Origin of the sequence: Mesorhizobium sp. M0019, from assembly GCF_040323975.1 — a bacterium.
Lineage (GTDB): Bacteria > Pseudomonadota > Alphaproteobacteria > Rhizobiales > Rhizobiaceae > Mesorhizobium.
Genome location: NZ_JAMYVK010000081.1, coordinates 1 through 16,642, shown reverse-complemented (window position 1 = coordinate 16,642; position 16,642 = coordinate 1). Strand labels below are relative to the sequence as shown.

21 protein-coding genes and 1 pseudogene are annotated in these 16,642 nt (G+C 63.5%); 10 read left to right on the top strand and 12 right to left on the bottom strand.

Annotated elements, in window-relative coordinates; translation table 11 throughout:
- Window positions 1-105: 105 nt before the first annotated feature.
- Window positions 106-858 carry a tryptophan 2,3-dioxygenase family protein gene (locus NKK47_RS33190; RefSeq protein WP_352579697.1) on the bottom strand — a complete coding sequence of 251 codons (753 nt, stop codon included), beginning with the start codon at window positions 856-858 and terminating at the stop codon, window positions 106-108.
- 157 nt (window positions 859-1,015) lie between these two features.
- Between NKK47_RS33190 and NKK47_RS33185 the strand changes: the two genes are divergently transcribed.
- Window positions 1,016-1,492, top strand: a complete 477-nt coding sequence (locus NKK47_RS33185) for an Lrp/AsnC family transcriptional regulator (RefSeq protein WP_245274655.1) — start codon at window positions 1,016-1,018, stop codon at window positions 1,490-1,492.
- A gap of 5 nt (window positions 1,493-1,497) precedes the next feature.
- Here NKK47_RS33185 and NKK47_RS33180 read toward each other — a convergent pair whose 3' ends face one another.
- Window positions 1,498-1,971, bottom strand: a complete 474-nt coding sequence (locus NKK47_RS33180) for an Lrp/AsnC family transcriptional regulator (RefSeq protein ID WP_352579696.1) — start codon at window positions 1,969-1,971, stop codon at window positions 1,498-1,500.
- 111 nt (window positions 1,972-2,082) lie between these two features.
- On the opposite strand from NKK47_RS33180, the gene NKK47_RS33175 reads away from it, so the two are divergent.
- Window positions 2,083-2,649 carry an RBBP9/YdeN family alpha/beta hydrolase gene (locus NKK47_RS33175; RefSeq protein WP_352579695.1) on the top strand — a complete coding sequence of 189 codons (567 nt, stop codon included), beginning with the start codon at window positions 2,083-2,085 and terminating at the stop codon, window positions 2,647-2,649.
- A 61-nt stretch (window positions 2,650-2,710) separates the two neighbouring features.
- Here NKK47_RS33175 and NKK47_RS33170 read toward each other — a convergent pair whose 3' ends face one another.
- A complete protein-coding gene (locus NKK47_RS33170; RefSeq protein ID WP_352579694.1) occupies window positions 2,711-3,670 on the bottom strand; it encodes a prohibitin family protein in 960 nt (319 codons plus the stop codon).
- A gap of 286 nt (window positions 3,671-3,956) precedes the next feature.
- On the opposite strand from NKK47_RS33170, the gene NKK47_RS33165 reads away from it, so the two are divergent.
- From NKK47_RS33165 to NKK47_RS33145, 5 genes are all read left to right on the top strand, one after another.
- Window positions 3,957-4,340 (top strand): hypothetical protein, encoded by a 384-nt coding sequence (locus NKK47_RS33165; protein WP_352458721.1) that lies wholly within the window; start codon window positions 3,957-3,959, stop codon window positions 4,338-4,340.
- Window positions 4,337-4,645 carry a hypothetical protein gene (locus tag NKK47_RS33160; protein WP_023675703.1) on the top strand — a complete coding sequence of 103 codons (309 nt, stop codon included), beginning with the start codon at window positions 4,337-4,339 and terminating at the stop codon, window positions 4,643-4,645. The genes NKK47_RS33165 and NKK47_RS33160 overlap by 4 nt, the downstream gene beginning before the upstream one ends.
- A gap of 11 nt (window positions 4,646-4,656) precedes the next feature.
- Window positions 4,657-4,839 (top strand): DUF3606 domain-containing protein, encoded by a 183-nt coding sequence (locus tag NKK47_RS33155; protein ID WP_023675702.1) that lies wholly within the window; start codon window positions 4,657-4,659, stop codon window positions 4,837-4,839.
- A 220-nt stretch (window positions 4,840-5,059) separates the two neighbouring features.
- Entirely contained in the window at window positions 5,060-5,242 is a 183-nt protein-coding gene (locus NKK47_RS33150; RefSeq protein WP_245274654.1) for a hypothetical protein, read from the top strand.
- 44 nt (window positions 5,243-5,286) lie between these two features.
- Complete coding sequence (locus tag NKK47_RS33145; protein WP_352579693.1) at window positions 5,287-5,898, top strand: hypothetical protein; 612 nt, start codon at window positions 5,287-5,289, stop codon at window positions 5,896-5,898.
- Window positions 5,899-5,913: 15 nt separating this feature from the next.
- Here the strand turns inward: NKK47_RS33145 and NKK47_RS33140 are convergent, their stop codons facing one another.
- Window positions 5,914-6,819 carry a S1C family serine protease gene (locus NKK47_RS33140; protein ID WP_352579692.1) on the bottom strand — a complete coding sequence of 302 codons (906 nt, stop codon included), beginning with the start codon at window positions 6,817-6,819 and terminating at the stop codon, window positions 5,914-5,916.
- A 249-nt stretch (window positions 6,820-7,068) separates the two neighbouring features.
- Between NKK47_RS33140 and yghU the strand changes: the two genes are divergently transcribed.
- Window positions 7,069-7,956, top strand: coding sequence for a glutathione-dependent disulfide-bond oxidoreductase (yghU, locus tag NKK47_RS33135; RefSeq protein WP_352579691.1), 888 nt, complete (start codon window positions 7,069-7,071; stop codon window positions 7,954-7,956).
- Here the strand turns inward: yghU and NKK47_RS33130 are convergent.
- From NKK47_RS33130 to NKK47_RS33115, 4 genes are all read right to left on the bottom strand, one after another.
- Window positions 7,953-8,723, bottom strand: a complete 771-nt coding sequence (locus tag NKK47_RS33130; RefSeq protein ID WP_352579690.1) for a hypothetical protein — start codon at window positions 8,721-8,723, stop codon at window positions 7,953-7,955. The two genes, yghU and NKK47_RS33130, sit on opposite strands and share 4 nt — an antisense overlap.
- Before the next feature lie 360 nt (window positions 8,724-9,083).
- On the bottom strand, window positions 9,084-9,335 hold the full coding sequence (locus NKK47_RS33125; protein WP_352579689.1) for an exopolysaccharide production repressor protein: 252 nt from the start codon (window positions 9,333-9,335) through the stop codon (window positions 9,084-9,086).
- A gap of 195 nt (window positions 9,336-9,530) precedes the next feature.
- On the bottom strand, window positions 9,531-10,652 hold the full coding sequence (locus NKK47_RS33120) for a KamA family radical SAM protein (protein WP_502905095.1): 1,122 nt from the start codon (window positions 10,650-10,652) through the stop codon (window positions 9,531-9,533).
- A gap of 193 nt (window positions 10,653-10,845) precedes the next feature.
- The gene (locus NKK47_RS33115) at window positions 10,846-11,016 is read right to left on the bottom strand and encodes a hypothetical protein (protein ID WP_023675693.1); all 171 of its coding nucleotides are present in this window, start codon (window positions 11,014-11,016) and stop codon (window positions 10,846-10,848) included.
- 128 nt (window positions 11,017-11,144) lie between these two features.
- Between NKK47_RS33115 and NKK47_RS33110 the strand changes: the two genes are divergently transcribed.
- Window positions 11,145-11,576, top strand: a complete 432-nt coding sequence (locus NKK47_RS33110; protein WP_352579687.1) for an SAM-dependent methyltransferase — start codon at window positions 11,145-11,147, stop codon at window positions 11,574-11,576.
- Between the two features lie 61 nt (window positions 11,577-11,637).
- Here the strand turns inward: NKK47_RS33110 and NKK47_RS33105 are convergent, their stop codons facing one another.
- On the bottom strand, window positions 11,638-13,260 hold the full coding sequence (locus tag NKK47_RS33105; protein ID WP_352579686.1) for an ABC-F family ATP-binding cassette domain-containing protein: 1,623 nt from the start codon (window positions 13,258-13,260) through the stop codon (window positions 11,638-11,640).
- Window positions 13,261-13,479: 219 nt separating this feature from the next.
- Here NKK47_RS33105 and NKK47_RS33100 point away from each other — a divergent pair, with 219 nt between their 5' ends.
- Window positions 13,480-13,890 carry a DUF5071 domain-containing protein gene (locus NKK47_RS33100; protein WP_352579685.1) on the top strand — a complete coding sequence of 137 codons (411 nt, stop codon included), beginning with the start codon at window positions 13,480-13,482 and terminating at the stop codon, window positions 13,888-13,890.
- 747 nt (window positions 13,891-14,637) lie between these two features.
- Here NKK47_RS33100 and NKK47_RS33095 read toward each other — a convergent pair.
- The 3 genes and pseudogenes from NKK47_RS33095 to NKK47_RS33085 form a co-directional block, all read right to left on the bottom strand.
- A pseudogene (locus tag NKK47_RS33095) lies at window positions 14,638-15,033 on the bottom strand (LysR substrate-binding domain-containing protein); the annotation flags it as partial.
- A gap of 66 nt (window positions 15,034-15,099) precedes the next feature.
- Window positions 15,100-15,870, bottom strand: a complete 771-nt coding sequence (locus tag NKK47_RS33090; RefSeq protein ID WP_352579684.1) for an exodeoxyribonuclease III — start codon at window positions 15,868-15,870, stop codon at window positions 15,100-15,102.
- A gap of 9 nt (window positions 15,871-15,879) precedes the next feature.
- The gene (locus NKK47_RS33085) at window positions 15,880-16,524 is read right to left on the bottom strand and encodes an alpha/beta hydrolase family protein (RefSeq protein ID WP_352457294.1); all 645 of its coding nucleotides are present in this window, start codon (window positions 16,522-16,524) and stop codon (window positions 15,880-15,882) included.
- Between the last annotated feature and the right edge of the window lie 118 nt (window positions 16,525-16,642).

The following is a 16,642-nucleotide window of genomic DNA, read 5'->3' as shown; positions in this document are numbered from 1 at the left end:
GGCATCCCGAACCCCCTCGCGCAAAAGCGCAAAACTGTTCGCGATGTCCTCGCACATCTGTTCGCGATGTCCCCAGTCCAAACAAGGGGGAGAAGGAAGGTTGTGCTACCCCACCTTGACCCCCGGCTTGCTGATCGGCTCCCGTACCGTTCCATACTGGCTGCCCCAGCGGTCGGTCATCGCCCAGCGTATGTCCCAGAGTTCCGGGAAGAAGCGGTGGCGGGCGCCGGCTTCCAGCAATTCGACCGGCCGGCCCTTCAGCGATTTCGCGCCGAGGCCGATCGTGCGGTGGATGAGATAGAGGTGGTTGGCACGGAATTTCTGGAACAGCTCGTCGAACTCGATCAGCGCTTCGGCAACGACATAGCTGTCGCCGTGATCGTAGCCGGTATCGTAGACATCCTCGACCGAAAGGCCGCGGCCGTCGAGGTATGACGCCTTGAAGGCCCGCCACAGATCGGGCGGCAGGCGCAGCAGCTGCTTGAAGCCCGGCGATTCCTGACCGCTGCCATTGCCGAGCTGCAGCCGGATCTGCTGGTATTCCTTGGGCGACATGGTTTCGAGCAGGTCGAGCTGCGCCGTCATCAGCCGCATCAGCCGGTGCACGCGCGCCATCAGCGTGACGATGCGATGCGTGTCCTGCTTTTCCAGGAAATCGACGACGTCGACCAGCGTATAGGCGATGAGCTTCATCCACAGCTCCTCGACCTGATGAACGATCTGGAACTGCAGCTCGTCGGCATTCACCATCTCGGCCAGCGGCTTCTGGCAGGCAAGCAGCCTGTCGCATTTGAGGTAGACGCCATAGTCGCGCATCTCAGGCGTTTCGATGCGGGCATAATAATCCTGCTTGTCCATGGCCATGCTCCTTGCCCCGGCCGTTGGGCCGCAGGCGCTTGTTGGATCCCGGTCCCCCGAGTCTAATCGCTTTCTTGCCGAACATTGTCCCTTTCTGTTATTCGATTGGCGGGAAACGAAGGACGAAAATTGTCGCTGAAGCAGATTGGAAGAACGAATGATGCTGGATGCGGTCGACCGGAAGATCGTCGCGGCGCTCGAACGCGAGGCCCGCATCTCCTTTGCCGCGCTCGCCGATGAGGTCGGCTTGAGCAAGACGCCGTGCTGGAAGCGGGTCAAGGCGCTTGAGGACGCCGGCGTCATCCGCGGCTACTCGACCCGGATCGACCCGGCCAAGCTCGGCTTCGGCATCGAAGCCTTCATCCAGGTGTCGATCGATTTCGAACTGTCGGACGCCTTCGAGGCGGCGGTCAAAAAGCATCCGCTGATCCGCCGCTGCCACGCCACGACTGGCGAGGCCGACTATCTCCTGCAGATCGTCACCGTCGACATGATGGCGCTCGACAGGATGCTGCGCGAGGAGCTCAGCCGGCTACCCGGCGTGCGGCGCACGATCACCTCGATGGCGATGCGCGAGATCAAGGGCGGCATCTCGTTCGCCAATGCCGTCGGGCATACGCAGACCAAGCGATAGACCGGTCAGGCCCTGGTGATCAATTCGCGTCCCAGCCGCTTCGGTTGCTCGGCGCGCAGAACCACATTTGTCGTCACCGTGCCGTAGTGGCCGATGCTGTCGACGATGCTTTCAAGATCGGGCGGTGACGGGACCACGACCTTGACCAGAAAACAATCCTCGCCGGTCACCCGCAGCACCTCGACCACCTCCGGCAATTGGGCGAACTTCTTCAGGCAGGCCTGGATATGCTCATGCGTGGTGCGCAGGCGGATGACCGCCATGGTGCCGAGCCCGAGCGCTGCCGAATTGATCACCGCCTTGTAGCCGGTGATGACGCCGCGCTCCTCCAGCCGCTTCACCCGTTCCGAGGTGGCGGGCTGGGACAGTCCGACGCGGCGGCCAAGCTCGGAGATGCCGATGCGGCCATCCTCCTGCATGATCTCAATGATCGCCAGATCGGTGGGGTCGAGCCTTGGCCGATAATCGCCGTTCCGCATGATCGCCTTTAATCCATCGGATTTCGTCGCTGCTTTCCGATGGTCTCTCATTCCGCCACCTGGGAGAAGACCTAGAATTGCACGCGCTGCATCAGGAAAGAAGGGCTTCGCATGACCGACTTCATCATTGTGCCGGGCATCGGCGGATCGGGCAAAGCCCACTGGCAGACACGTTGGCAGCAGGCAAACCCGGCGATGCGGCGGTTCAACCCGGCGAGTTGGGACACGCCGGACCTCGACGACTGGGTGGCTGCGCTGGAAACCGCTGTATGCCAGGCAAGGACACCGCCGGTGCTCGTCGCCCATAGCCTCGGCTGCCTGCTCGTCGTACACTGGCAGCGGATCTCCCCCCGCTCTATCGGCGGCACGTTGCTGGTCGCGGTTCCGGACCCTGCGTCGCCGGCCTTCCCCTCCTCCGCCCGGGCCTTCGCCGACGCGCCGCAACAACGGCTTCGCTTTCCATCGCTGATTGTCGCCAGCACCAACGATCCCTACGGCTCGCTGGACTATGTCAGGGCGAAATCCGAGCGATGGGACAGCGATCTCCATATCGCCGGGTCGCTTGGTCACATCAATGGCGACAGCGGGCTCGGCGACTGGCCGGCGGGAATGGAGCTGCTGACAGCTTTTGTAAGTCAAACGCAGGCAATCGCCCGAGGCGCCGTGCTTCAGCCGTGACCGCACCAGGAACGGCTACCGCGCCGCCGCCCCGATCTGGTTTGCATCCCGACGCCGCGCCTCAGTTGGATGCTGCGGCCGGCGTGCTGAGCTCGAGGAACGGCACGGTCGAGCCCGGGATCATCGACTTCGGCAATTCGCCGTTCCATCTCTCCGCCTTGGTCAGTTCGACCAGCAGCGGATTGTTGGCGATTGCGGCGGCGCGAGCCTTGATGGCGCCCGCGGTCGCATCGCCTTCGACCCTGGTCTTGTAGGCGCTGGCCTCGGCTTCGGCCTTGACGCTGTCGGCGCGGCCCTTGGCCTGGGTGACGGCGATATCGGCCTTGATCTTTTCCTGCTGCAGGTTCTGTTCCTGCTTCTGCACCTCGACCTGCGCCGTCATCCTGGCTTCGACCGCCTGCTCGTAGGCGTCGGAGAAGTCGATGTTCTCGACCTGCACGCTGTCTATCATCACCGGGCCGTCGGTTACCGCCGCGATGGCGTCGGCGACGTCCTTGTTGAACTTCGCCCGGTTCTGGATAACCGACACCGCGTCGTACTGGCCGAACACCGTCTTGATCTCCTGCGGTGCTTTCCTGGCAATGACACGGTCGGCCAGTGCCTCGATCGATCCATAATTGGTGTAGACATTGCTGACTTCGGCGGCCGGCACGTGGAAGTTGACGGTGACGCGCATGTCGGCCGGCTGCTGGTCGCGCGAATAGGCCTGCATGGCCGGCAGGCCGCTGCAATCGTTCTGGTTCTCGCAGCCCCATTTGAGCACCTGCTGGCGCAGGCTGATCTTCTCGACACGCTGCAGCCACGGCAGCTTGAAATGCAGTCCGGGATCAACGACCGAACTCAGCGCTCCGTTGGTCAAGAGCACGCCGCGGTCGCCCTGATCGATCGTGTACCAGGATCCAAACAGCGCAAAGACGCCGAGCGCCACGATGACGAGTGCGATCAGGCCGGAACCGATCCACCCCGATGCCATCCCCGGCTTGCCCTGCGGACGGCTTGAATTGCCTTGCGTTTCGGTCATCACCCCACCCCAACCTGATTGCCCGTGCTGCTTTTGCCCGCAATAGTGGCGGCATTGCAATCCTCTGGATATGGAAGGACCTTCGCGCCAGCCGGCCGGACCGGCGGGGTGGTTCAGGCTGGCTGGCGGATTTCCCCTGCAGCCGCGGCAGCGGGCTGGGACGCGTTGCCTGGCGTCTCCTTCTGCCGTTCGGCATCGGTTTTGCGCTTCGGGCAATCCTCGTAGTCGTGGTCGCGCCCGCCGCAGTAGGAGCAGCATTTTGCTGGCGCGTCGGAGCGAAGCATCGTTGGCACTGCACAAGAATGCACGAAACCCGACAGATTGCGAAGGCTTGCGCACCGGCAAGGTCGATTTCGCCACGGAACCGCTGCCGCCGCATGAAAGTTATCTGCTCATTGCAACGGGAGCACAGGACATGGCCGACGACCCGAACCGCTACGAGACCGGAGCGAGGAAATATCCGGCAAAGACGAGCCCCGACGCGGCCGACGAATTTTCGCAGGATGCGGCCGGCAACAAGCCGCCTCCCGGCGGCATGGGATTGACCAGGCCGGCTGACGATTTCGACGACAGGACCCTGCATTCGGAGGGCCAGAACCCGCCGCGCGCAGCGGTCCGGCCAGACGGCAAGGCCACCGCCAAGAAGCCCGGCAAGGACGCAAGACGATGAACGTCGCCAATCTCCAGCTCGAAGGATTGATGATGGCGATCGCGGCCGTCAACAACGCGCTGGTCCACAAGGGCCTGCTGTCGGTCGACGAGGTCGACATGGCGTTGCGCCGGGCCGAGGCGGCGATGACCAGCGACGAGCGTCTCTATGAAGACATGTCGCCATCCAACCGCGACGCCGTCTGCTTTCCGCTCAGGCTGCTGCAGGCGGCCAACAATGCCCAGGGTGAAACCGGCGTGCCGTCCTTTGCCGAACTGGCCAGGATGGTCGGCCGGACCAAGGAGCCCTATAACGACCAGATGTGATGGAGGACGCCATGGCCGACGACAAATCCAAGACCAAGCAGGATCGCAAACTGGTCTCCGGCGAAGAGCCATACGAGGTCGCTGCGTTTGCCCGCAAATACGGCATACCGCAAAGCGAGGCCGCGACCATCATCAAGCGTTACGGCCCCTCGAGGAGGAAGCTCGACGCGCATATGGCGAGCCGCAACGCCTGATCCAATTCTGGCGGCGGCCGCCGTTCACGCCGAAAGCGTCCCTGCCCTGCCGCCTTGTCGAGAGTATCCGCACCGCCGGGCGGCCCCTCGGGCTCGCCGCTGCGGGATTCAACGCCCGGTTTCGATAGCCGCGGAATACTACCGCGGCGGAACAACTCATTTACCTCGACGCTGTACCAGTCCGGTGAGCAAAGCCGGGGGTCGGATGCAGGAACAATTATTGCGCTACGAATGTGTCATGGAGCCGAACGGCCGTTGGATGGTGTGGGACATCGTTCACGACCTGCCGGCGCAATTTTCGGAAATCGCGCTGATCGGCCTGAGCCGTCGTGAAGCGGTTTCGCTCTGCCGGCTGCTCAACGAGACGAGCCGTTCCGAGACGCGGCAGAGCCGGGCCTCCTGAGAAGCGCGTGCGTCTCAGGCCTGCCCAGGCTAAGAGGATTTTACATGCGATCGACAATATTCGGTCTGGTCCTGCTGCTGCCGGCCGCCGCCCTGGCGGAGCCGATCGAGACCCAGAAGATCATCACGGCGGCGACCGGCGACTGGAACGGCGACGGCGCCGCCGATCTGGCGATGATCGTCGAGACCGAGCCCGGCTCTCCCATGGACCTGTATTTTTTCCTCAAAGATCGCGATGGCGATTTTCTAAAACCTGTCGGGATCGTGCATGATCAGATTGACGGGGAATGGAAGGATTACGACCGGCCGGGCCCCGCCACATCCGACACCGAGCCCGAACTCACTGCGCTCCCCAACGGTTCGATCAAGCTCTATATTCCGGCGATGGAGATCGGCAGCGAGCGGACCAACAAGACGCTGACGCTCGCCTGGCGCAACGGCACGTTCGTCGTCGCCGGTTTTGCCTACGAGTATTGGGATTACATGGACGACAATGTTGCCGGCGACTGCGACTACAATGTGCTGACCGGCAAGGGCAAAAGCAGCAAGAAGCTGGCGGACGGCAGCACCAGGCAAGCGACCGTATCGGTCGAAGGCAAGGTCATCCCATTTGCGGAATGGACCCCGGGCACTGGCTTCAGCGCTTGCGGAGAGTGAGAGGTTTCGGTTGCCTCACTGCAGCGGCGGCTTCCACAGCAGGCTGTTGCGATCGGCGGACTTGACGCGCAGCCAGGTTTCGCGGCCATCGCGCAGCACCCGGAGCGGGATCTCGGCACCGGCCGGGCCGCTCTTCCAAAGCTTGCGATAAAAATCGGCAAGCCCATCGACCGCCGTGTCGCGGACATCCGAGATGACATCGCCCTGGCGAAGGCCCGCCTGGGCGGCTGGACCGCCCTCGGCGACGCTCATCACCACGACCTTGCCGTCGCTCTCGGCCGAGAAGGCGCCGAGCCACGGCCGCGGCGGCCTGGCGACCTGCCCGCGCGTCAGCAGATCGTCGAGGATGGGCGGCAGAAGATCGATCGGCACCACCATGTTGATGTCGGCGACCTCGCCGTTGCGGCTCATCTGCAGGCGCAGCGAACCGATGCCGAGCAGCCTGCCATCCGCGCCGATGAGGCCGGCGCCGCCCCATGAGGGGTGAGCCGGCGCCGTGAAGATCGCCTCGTCGAGCAGATATTCCCAATAGCCGGCGAATTCCTGCTTGGTGACGATCCGCGCCCGCACGGAGCGGCCGACGCCGTCGGCGAGCACGACGCGATCGCCGATCTTGGCCCTGGACGCATCACCGAGCGCAATGGCGGGCAGCCCGAGCGGCGCCAGCGCCTGCACCAGGCCGAAGCCCGACTCCTGGTCATAGGCGAGCGCATGGGCGGGAACCACGCGCCCGTCCTGGTCGGCCAGCCAGACCTCCTCGGCCTCAGTGATGAGATAGCCGATGGTGAGTACCAGCCCGTCGCCGCGGATGACCACGCCACTGCCCTCGCGGCGGGTGCCAAGTGTATTTGCCGTGAAGGCGTCCTCTGGCACGGTGGCGCGGACGGCCACGATGGATCGCAAAAGGGGTTCGATATTCATGCTTTGGTTCCTGGCAATGTTCGCAGGCTGATATGGGCTATAGGTATGGCGCAGGTGACCTGGCGCAAGAGGTGGCGCCGGCTTTGGCGTGGACCGGCGCCGCGCCGTTCGCGCCGGGGTTTTGCAACAGCGCCGGCAGCCCTATCTGTACCTACGGCTATCCCAAGCTGCCCTATGCAAAGTTCCTCCGCCATTACCCACGTTGATATCTGATATCCTCCCAACCCAACCCTTCCAAAGGCCTCCCAAATGAACGACTACGCAACGGACCAATACACGCCGCCAAAAGTCTGGACCTGGAACAAGGCAAATGGCGGCGCTTTCGCCAGCATCAACCGGCCGATCGCCGGCCCGACGCATGACAAGAAACTGCCGGTCGGCAAGCATCCGCTGCAGCTTTATTCGCTGGCGACACCGAACGGCGTCAAGGTGACGATCATGCTGGAGGAACTTCTGGCGCTCGGCCACAGCGGCGCCGAATACGACGCCTGGCTTATCAGGATCAACGACGGCGACCAGTTCGGCAGCGGCTTCGTCGAGGTCAACCCCAACTCGAAGATCCCGGCCATGATGGATCGCAGTGGGAAAAAGCCGGTCCGCATCTTCGAATCCGGCTCGATCCTGCTCTACCTCGCCGAAAAATTCGGCGAATTCCTGCCGACGGAGCGGCCGGCTCGCGCCGAGACCCTGTCATGGCTGTTCTGGCAGATGGGCTCGGCGCCCTATCTCGGTGGCGGCTTCGGCCATTTCTACGCCTATGCGCCGACGAAGATCGAATATGCCATCGACCGCTTCGCCATGGAAACCAAGCGGCAGATGGACGTACTCGACCGACGCCTGGCCGAAAGCGAGTATTTAGGCGGCAGCGACTATACGATTGCCGACATTGCGGTGTGGCCCTGGTATGGCGGGCTGGCCAAGGGCCGTATGTATGACGATTCCGGCGAGTTCCTGCAGGTGGAGCAGTACAAGAACGTGCAGCGCTGGGCCGACGCCATCGACGCGCGGCCGGCGGTCAAGCGCGGCCGCATGGTCAACCGCACCTTCGGCGAGCCTTCGATGCAGTTGCACGAGCGCCATGACGCCAGCGATTTCGAGACCAAGACGCAAGACAAGCTCGCGGCGGCCAAAAGCTAAGCGGACGACGCGCCGATCTCCCGCCTTGTAGCGGAGATCGGCAGCTTCGGCCGACTGCTCAAGCTCGCCTTCACCGCCGCCATCCACAGCCGGTCGATGTTGGCCAGGAATTTCTCGTCGAGTTTGTCGAGGTGCTTCCAGTACATGCCGTCCTCGAAGAAATAGCCGAGTTCCTTCTCGATCCTGTCGGCCTCCTCCGCCTGATCGAGCCGCAGGCCGGCAAGCATCTCGGCCTTCATTTCCGAAAGCTGCGAGGAAGAAAGCGCGCCGAGTTCATCGAGCGTCAGCCGCGGGAAGATCAGCCGGCTGCGCGGCAGGTCGGATAGGTTGACGCACAGGCAGCCGCGCCGAAGCGCATGGATGAGCAGGCGGGCCGACTTCGCCTCGAGGTTGCGCAGGGTGACGTCGTTGCGCAGCGGATCGGCGCGGCCGACGCCGTAAAAATGCGTGTTGCCGGGCTGGTCGTAGATCATGTCGCAGCCAAGGAATGCCAGCACGTCCGGCTTCTGACTGTGGATCGTCCAGTAGGCCGCCGTCATCGACATGGTGCCGCCGGCATAGACGAAGCCACCAAAGCTGTTTTGCGCCGGCACGTAATGCGAGGCGCTGAAGATCTGCGCCTGCTGCAGGGGACCGCCTTGCGGCATCCGCTCCGCCGGGAAATCGCCGGCATGGACGAGGAAATCCCAGTCGGGGCGCACGCGCCAGGCGTTGTTGATGGCGACGATCTTGCCGAAGGCCTGCTTGGGCCAGGCGGCGCAGCGCACGACATCGGGGCGCTACCGATCAGCAAGATCACGTTCGGCGTTTCGTCGATCACCAAAACCCTCTCGACCGGCCGAAATGCATCTCGATGCCGCCCGGTTGAACGGCTTTATAGCCTCAACGGCCCATCGAAACACCAGCCGGATTTGAGCTGGCATTAACAAAAGGGAGCTTGCCAGCCGGTTGTAAAATGTGGCCTTAGGCACCGTCGTACAAACAGCAGGCAGGTTTTCCCGCTAGCCCAAAAACGACGATATGAGTTGGGCGATATATATTAGTTGACTAAACTAGCGGAACGTCCAATGCACATTCCCAGAACCGAACATGTCCTGTCTAGACCATGATATCTATATGGGACATTACTACATAAGCTGAACGCGACCTCGACGGTTCGGCGGCACAGCCCTCAGACGCCGCGGCTTTGCCTCCGCGCTTTTCGCCCCGGATCCGTAGATCAACCGGACGACGAACAGGAAATATCCAACCTGCATGACGATCAAGGTCAAGATCGTCCAGGCCAGCGTCTTCCAGATTGAACCCGTCGCAAGGTAAGTCGAGATCGCCACGATGGGCGATGTGGTGGTCAGCCCCACCAGGAACTGTGGAAAGTTCATGACTTTTCTGCGCCGCCCCGAAACTCGCTACAGCCGGGACGAACTCCCCTAACCCATTACCCCGGACCAACGTTTTCACTATTTCAGCAATTGCGCAAGCACCAAATAGAACAGCAGTTAACGCATGCTTCCGTGATCAAGGGCTGCATTTCAGGTCACCAAGGTGGGCTGGCTTGGACAGCGGCTGCGCGTCCCCTACTCCCCAGCAACCTCCCTATACGCCCTCACCGCCCCACAAAGCCCACGTATCCTCCACGTCTCCCCTTCCCGCGCCTCGAGATAGGACTGGCCGAGCGGCACTTTCCCTCCGCCGTCCGGCAGGTCCAGCACGTAGACGGGATTGCAGATGCCCGACAGGCGCGCACGCAAGGCGCTGACCAGCGCCTGGCCCTCGGCGATCGTGGTGCGCCGGTCCGCCATGCCGCGCACGAGATCGCCGTGGTGCAGGTAATAGGGTTTGACGCCAAGGCGATACATCAGCTCGCGGCACAGCTCTTCCAGCACCTCGACCGTATCGTTCACGCCTTTCAGCAGAACGCTCTGGTTCAGCAGCACGAAGCCGCCCTGCCGCAACGTGCGGCAGGCCCGCTCGGTCGCCTCCGTGATTTCGCGTGGATGGTTGAAATGGGTGACGACAGTGACCATCAGCCGGCCCTGCAAGGCTTGAATCAACCCGCCAGTGACGCGCGACGGCAGCGCGACGGGTACGCGAGTGTGGATGCGCAACAGCCGCACATGCTGGATCGCCTCGACACGGGCGCGGATTTCCGCCAGCGCCCTATCCGGCAGCGATAGCGGGTCGCCGCCGGTCAGGATCACCTCGCGGATTTCCGGATGGACCGCGATATAGGCGAAGGCTTCGTCGAGAGCTTCGCGCGTATAGCCGCGGCCGATCGACGTCAGCTGCTCCTTGCGAAAGCAGAACCGGCAATAGACCGCGCATTGATAGGTCGGGAACAACAGAACCCGGTCGGCATGTCGATGCGTCAATCTAGGCACGGGACTGAAGGCGTGGTCGGCGATCGGATCGTCGAGTTCGCCCTCCTGCTCTGCCAGTTCGTCGGGCGACGGGATGACCTGAAGCCGTATCGGATCGGCGGGGTCGTTCCAGTCGATCAGGTCGAGATAGGCCTTGGGAATGCGAACCTTGTGGCGCGTGGCCGCGGCTTCGGCCGCCGCCCGCTCGGCTGGCGACAGCGGCAGCGAATCCAGATCGCCTACATGCCGCACGCCCTCGCGAACATCGTCCCGCCATGCGGCATCCGCCTCGCGAGCGCGCCGGTCATCGGCTGCCACGCCGGCCGCATCGACCGCCATGCTGGCGTCGGGGATGTCGGGATGTGAGGTCATCGCAGGCTCCTTGAATTTCGGGCCGGGGTACAGCATTGGAGCCAGGACTTGAAGGCAATAAGCTGTGTTTGGCCGGGTTGGAGGGCGCGGCAGGAAGCCACAACCGGCCACTGATCAGAACAATCGTCCAACATCGCTGACGCACAACATTAGCTTGCTCTTATATTAGCTTGAGCGTATACACATAAACGGCCGGTGATCTACCCCCCAACCGGTTAGGCTCGGCGCCAGTTCCCTCCCTACCCCTCAGGTCAACGACGCCGGGCCGCTCGGGGTCCGCCCGGTCGCCCGCGGTCGAGACCGGATCGTCGACCTCTTCGATGTCGATCATGCCCCTCCTCAAGCAGCACCCAACTGAACATACCAGCTGAACACATCGGCGATGCCCGCGTCTCTCGGCCTTCCCGTCGCCGGCCGCGGTCGCTAATCTCGGATTGCGAAAAAGCTGGAGACGAGCGTATGGCGAACGACTTGTCGCCAAGGCTTTTGGAGATCGTCAATGCGCTGCCCTTGCGGCAGGGCATGCGAGTGCTGGAGATCGGCTGCGGACCGGGTGCTGCAGCGCGCGAGATCGCGCGCCGGATCGGCGGTGGGCACGTGCTGGCGATCGACCGCTCGGCCAAGGCCATCGCGCAGGCCGGGGCCGCCTCGCGCGCCGAGATTACGGCAGGCCGGCTGAGCCTTCGCCAGGTCGCCATCGAGGATTTCGAGTTGGAGGCCGATGAGAAGCACTTCGACATTGCCGTTGCGGTGCGCGTCGGCGCGCTGGACGGGCGTCATCCCGAAGCAGGAAAAATTGCCCTGCGACGGCTCAAGGCGGCGTTGACCGCGCAAGGCCGGCTGTTCATCGACGGCGGCGATCCGCTGCGCGAAATTGCGATACACGGCTGAGCACCTCGTGCTTGGCCTCCGGAATCGAGCGTCTACGTGACCGTGGGCGGCAGAGCCGGCCTCAGCTCCGCAACCCCGGCGCCTCCTGCCCGGTGCGCTCGACATATTCGGTATAGCCGCCGCCATAGGTGTGGATGCCCTCGGGCGTCAGTTCCAGCACCCGGTTCGACAGCGCCGCCAGGAAATGGCGGTCATGCGAGACGAACAGCATGGTTCCCTCGTACTGCGACAGTGCCGTGATCAGCATCTCCTTGGTGGCGATGTCGAGGTGGTTGGTCGGCTCGTCCAGCACCAGCAAATTGGGCGGATCGAACAGCATCAGCGCCATCACCAGCCGCGCCTTCTCGCCGCCCGACAGCACGCGGCATTTCTTCTCGATCTCGTCGCCGGAAAAGCCGAAGCAGCCGGCCAGCGCCCTGAGCGGCGCCTGGCCGGCCTGCGGAAATGCGTCTTCCAGCGTCTGGAACACGGTGCGCTCGCCCTCCAGCACTTCCATGGCGTGCTGGGCGAAATAGCCCATCTTGACGCTCGGCCCGCGCGCCACCGTGCCATTGTCCGGCTCGGAAGCGCCAGCGACCAGCTTCAGCAGCGTCGACTTGCCGGCGCCGTTGACGCCCATGATGCACCAGCGCTCGCGGCGGCGCACCTGAAAATCCAATCCCTCGTAGATCGAGCGGCTGCCATAGCCCTTGTGCACGTTCTTCAGCGTCACCACGTCCTCGCCGCAGCGCGGCGCCGGCTGGAAGTCGAACGACACCTTCTGGCGGCGCTTGGGCGGCTCGACACGGTCGATCTTGTCCAGCTTCTTCACCCGGCTCTGCACCTGGGCGGCATGCGAGGCACGTGCCTTGAAGCGCTCGATGAAGGCGATCTCCTTGGCCAGCATCGCCTGCTGGCGCTCGAACTGCGCCTGCTGCTGCCGGTCGGCAATCGCCCGCTGCTGCTGGTAGAATTCGTAGTTGCCGGAGTAAGCGGTCAGCGAACCGCCGTCGATCTCGACCACCTTGTTGACGATGCGGTTCATGAACTCGCGGTCGTGCGAGGTCATCAGCAGCGCGCCGTCATAGTTCTTCAGGAACTGCTCCAGCCAGATCAGGCTTTCGAGGTCGAGATGGTTGCTCGGCTCGTCGAGCAGCATGGCGTCGGGCCGCATCAAAAGGATCCTGGCCAGTGCCACGCGCATTTTCCAGCCGCCGGACAACTTGCCGACGTCGCCGTCCATCATCTCCTGGCTGAAGCCAAGGCCGTCCAGCACCTCGCGCGCCCGGCCATCCAGCGCGTAGCCGTCGAGCTCCTCGAAGCGGTGCTGCGCCTCGCCGTAGCGGGCGATGATCTCGTCCATCTGGTCGGCCTGGTCAGGGTCGCCCATGGCGTGCTCGAGCTCGCGCATCTCGGCCGCCACTTCGCTCACCGGCCCGGCGCCGTCCATCACTTCGGCCACCGCACTGCGGCCTTCCATGTCGCCGACGTCCTGGCTGAAATAGCCGATCGTGACGCCGCGATCGACCGAGACCTGGCCTTCGTCGGGCCGCTCCTCGCCGTTGATCATGCGAAACAGCGTCGTCTTGCCCGCGCCGTTAGGCCCGACCAGCCCGACCTTCTCGCCCTTCTGCAACGCGGCGGAGGCTTCGATGAAGACGATCTGCCTGCCGTTCTGCTTGCTGATGCTTTCGAGACGAATCATGGTTTTCCGGGGAAGGCCAAAGGAGAGTTCCTGCGCCAATACGCGATAGACCGCGTCAGAGGAAGCCCGCAGTGGCGAGGCGCCCCGCGCCAAATTGTCGTCGGTGTCTCCGCAGCATGGGACCGCCAATAGGCGAACTTTGGCTGTGCCGCCACGCGGCGAAGCTTCTGGCTTTGGACGGTTAGATCGTGCAAGATCGACAGCAGAAAGTGACGTTAGATGATTGATGCCCAGCAGCTACTACCGCGCAGCAAGTACGATCTTGACGCGATCCCGGCGATCGTCGAAGCGGGCTACCCCGCGATTGCGCCGATATTGGGCGACCTGTTGGATTGGACGGCCGATAGCAATTGGCCAATAGCCGGACCGCTCGCTGATTTCCTTGTCACCTTGGGGACACCGCTGATCGATCCTATTTCGCGGGTCCTTCGGAGAGCCGACGGAACCCAAAAATGGCACTGCATTGCCTTGATCGTGCAGAGATTGCCGAAAGAGGTTCTTGGCGGCTTGGAAGAGGACTTGCGACAGTTAGCCGATCGTCCGAGTGACGATGATAGGCGAGAGGAGGCCGATGTTCTGGCGCAAGAAGCCTTGGTTCGGTTCGAACGCCTAAGTGCTGTGATCCTCTAACGTGATTTCGCCCTGCTCAGCAATGGATGGGGAACCGGCCTTGGCTCGCCCGAGTTGCGCGTCTCCAAACCGCAAATGAAGTCCGTTGTCAGCTGTTCGTAATCCTCCATGGTCGGCAGCGCCTCGTAGCTTGCAGAACCGGCGTGCTCAAATCCCCGATTTCTATCTGCGCATCGCCCGCCGGAATCGCTCGTCCAGCTGCTGGAGCTCGGCAAAGAGCTAGTTGTGTGCGTCAAGTTCTGCAAAATGGCGTGGCATTGCGGTGACGTCGGCGTGTCCGCCGCGCAGCCCCCGTGTTTAGCGGAGCGGCGGACACATGACGGTGCTCAGGCGGCCAAGGTCCTCAGGCTCCCCTGCGCGTCGCGGTGGATGCCTTCGTCCACAGTCTGGGCGTGCGAGGCGCCGTAGGTTGCGAGCATAATCGCGCCGACTGTATGAAATCTTCTCACTGGAGCTTCCCTATTGGCTACTGCATTCGGTCAACACTGTTGGTTGCAGCAGGACCACTCACCCGATCCCGTCACCTCATAGACGCCGGCGGCGCGCCCGTCCTCAAGTCGCACCGGCCCGCACAAGGACACTACCGGTGAAGCGCGCGCCGCTCCGATGCATAATGACAGGCTCGCCGTTGACATGGACTTTGCGCTGGTCTTGGTCTTGGTCTTGGTCCCGATCTTGTCACTAAACCCAAGCGCGATGTTTATCTCGTCCGATCGCCCTTCGCAAAGTAGCTGGCGGCCCGGACGATCACACCCGGCCCGATGTCCCATCCTCGCCAAAAATCCCGGTCACCCAGTCGATGAACACGCGTACCCGCGGCGCGAGCTGGCGGTTCTGCGGGTAGAGCGCCGACAGCGGTGTCGGCGACGGCGGGTAATCCGGCAGCACTTCGACGAGCATGCCGCGTGCGAAATCCCCGGCGAAGCGGTAGTGCGGCGCCTGCACCAGGCCGAAGCCGAGACGCGCCAGCTCCGCCATGGTGTCGGAGCCGTTGACCGTCACCCGGTTGGGCAGGCTGACATAGCGCAACGCGCCGCCGACGGTGAATTCGAGCGGCATGACCTCGCCGGTCCGCGACGAGCGGAAGCCGACCATCAGATGGCCTTCGAGATCGTCGAGGGTTGCCGGCATGCCGAGGCGTTCGCCCGCGAAGCGGCGCGGCCAACCTGACTGGTTGCCGCCCGGAAAGGCGGCGCCAGCCTCCGTGCCTCACTTCAACTCCACCCAGACCGGCGCGTGATCGCTGGCGCCGGTCTCGCCGCGCACGTCGCGGTCGATGCCCGCCGCTACCAGCCGGCGCGACAGCTTCTTGCTGAGCAAGATATGGTCGAGGCGCAGGCCGGCATCGCGCGGCCAGCGGTTGCGGCGATAGTCCCAGAATGTGTAGAGCGTCTCGTTCGGGTGCTTCTTGCGCAGCGCGTCAAGCCAGCCCTGGTCGAGCAGCCGCTGGAACGATGCGCGGCTTTCCGGCTGGACCAGCGCGTTGTCGTCATAGGAGCGGGTCGGGTAGATGTCGCGCGGCTCGGGCACGATGTTGTAGTCGCCGGCCAGCACCACCGGCAGGCCGGTGTCGAGCAACTGTGCCGCATGCGCCTCCAGCCTCTCGTGCCAGGCCAGCTTGTACTGGAATTTCGGGCCGGGCTGCGGATTGCCGTTCGGCGCGTAGAGGCAGGCGACGACGATGCCGTTGACCGCCGCTTCGATGTAGCGCGCCTGCTGGTCGCTGTCGTCGCCGGGCAGCGTCTCGCGGGTCAGAACGGGTTCTGAGCCACGCGCGAGTATGGCGACGCCGTTCCAGGTCGGCTGTCCGACCCAAACCGCGCCGTAGCCGGCGGCCGCCAGCGCAGTGCGCGGAAACTGCGTCTGCCTGGTCTTGAGCTCCTGCAGGCAGGCGATGTCGGGTTTGGCGGCGGCCAGCCATGCGAGCAGGTTCGGCAGCCGGCTGTTGATGTTGTTGACGTTGAAGGTGGCGATCTTCATCGGCCTGCTTCAGCGCACGATGCGTTCGGTCCACGCCTTCACCGCATCAGCGAGCGTCTTCAGATGATCGGCGGTGGAGAAGCCGGAGATGTTTTTGCGCGGCTTCAGATCATGGTCGCCGTCTTCCAGCCAGAAAATCTCGATTGCGTCGGACAGAGCATAGGTCGCGACCTCGTCTTTGGTCCCGAACTCGTCGCGCGTGCCTTGGAAGATCACTGTCGGCGTCTTGAGATCGGCCAGGTGTTTTGTCCGAAGCTGCGTCGGTTTGCCCGGCGGATGGAAGGGATAGCCAAGGCAAAGCAGGCCCGAGATCTCGCCCTTCGAAAACATCTCGTCGGCGATCATCGAAGCGACGCGTCCGCCCATCGACTTGCCGCCGATGATGAGCGGACCCTTCACGCCCTTCGCCCGGAGGTCGGCGATCGCCTTGACGTATTCCGGGTTAACCGTCTCGGCGCGCGGCGGCGGCTTGCGGTGGCCGTAGCGGCGAGCCGCCATGTAGTGGAATTCAAAGCGCGCAACGCGGAAGCCGGCCTCGGCCAGCGCTTTTGCCGTGGCTGTCAGCGAGGGGGAGTCCATAGGAGCGCCTGCGCCATGGGCGAGCAAGATGGTGATTGGGGCGGTGTCGGGGCCGTCGAAGAGGAAGGTTGTCATGGGGACTCCAACGCTGGTGACCCCTTCTCCCCTTTGTTTGGACTGGGGACATCGCGAACAGATGTGCGAGGACATCGCGAACAGTTTTGCGCTTTTGCGCGAGGGGGTTCGGGATGCC

Bases quoted from the DNA above. Each gene is read 5' to 3' on its own strand.
- NKK47_RS33170 (WP_352579694.1), bottom strand. From the start codon at position 3,670: ATGACCGAAACGCAAGGCAATTCAAGCCGTCCGCAGGGCAAGCCGGGG.
- NKK47_RS33110 (WP_352579687.1), top strand. From the start codon at position 11,145: ATGGCGAACGACTTGTCGCCAAGGCTTTTGGAGATCGTCAATGCGCTG.
- NKK47_RS33190 (WP_352579697.1), bottom strand. From the start codon at position 858: ATGGACAAGCAGGATTATTATGCCCGCATCGAAACGCCTGAGATGCGC.
- NKK47_RS33120 (WP_502905095.1), bottom strand. From the start codon at position 10,652: ATGGCGGTCGATGCGGCCGGCGTGGCAGCCGATGACCGGCGCGCTCGC.
- NKK47_RS33145 (WP_352579693.1), top strand. From the start codon at position 5,287: ATGCGATCGACAATATTCGGTCTGGTCCTGCTGCTGCCGGCCGCCGCC.
- NKK47_RS33085 (WP_352457294.1), bottom strand. From the start codon at position 16,524: ATGACAACCTTCCTCTTCGACGGCCCCGACACCGCCCCAATCACCATC.
- yghU (WP_352579691.1), top strand. From the start codon at position 7,069: ATGAACGACTACGCAACGGACCAATACACGCCGCCAAAAGTCTGGACC.
- NKK47_RS33140 (WP_352579692.1), bottom strand. From the start codon at position 6,819: ATGAATATCGAACCCCTTTTGCGATCCATCGTGGCCGTCCGCGCCACC.
- NKK47_RS33175 (WP_352579695.1), top strand. From the start codon at position 2,083: ATGACCGACTTCATCATTGTGCCGGGCATCGGCGGATCGGGCAAAGCC.
- NKK47_RS33090 (WP_352579684.1), bottom strand. From the start codon at position 15,870: ATGAAGATCGCCACCTTCAACGTCAACAACATCAACAGCCGGCTGCCG.
- NKK47_RS33160 (WP_023675703.1), top strand. From the start codon at position 4,337: ATGAACGTCGCCAATCTCCAGCTCGAAGGATTGATGATGGCGATCGCG.
- NKK47_RS33125 (WP_352579689.1), bottom strand. From the start codon at position 9,335: ATGAACTTTCCACAGTTCCTGGTGGGGCTGACCACCACATCGCCCATC.
- NKK47_RS33115 (WP_023675693.1), bottom strand. From the start codon at position 11,016: ATGATCGACATCGAAGAGGTCGACGATCCGGTCTCGACCGCGGGCGAC.
- NKK47_RS33155 (WP_023675702.1), top strand. From the start codon at position 4,657: ATGGCCGACGACAAATCCAAGACCAAGCAGGATCGCAAACTGGTCTCC.
- NKK47_RS33180 (WP_352579696.1), bottom strand. From the start codon at position 1,971: ATGCGGAACGGCGATTATCGGCCAAGGCTCGACCCCACCGATCTGGCG.
- NKK47_RS33105 (WP_352579686.1), bottom strand. From the start codon at position 13,260: ATGATTCGTCTCGAAAGCATCAGCAAGCAGAACGGCAGGCAGATCGTC.
- NKK47_RS33100 (WP_352579685.1), top strand. From the start codon at position 13,480: ATGATTGATGCCCAGCAGCTACTACCGCGCAGCAAGTACGATCTTGAC.
- NKK47_RS33185 (WP_245274655.1), top strand. From the start codon at position 1,016: ATGATGCTGGATGCGGTCGACCGGAAGATCGTCGCGGCGCTCGAACGC.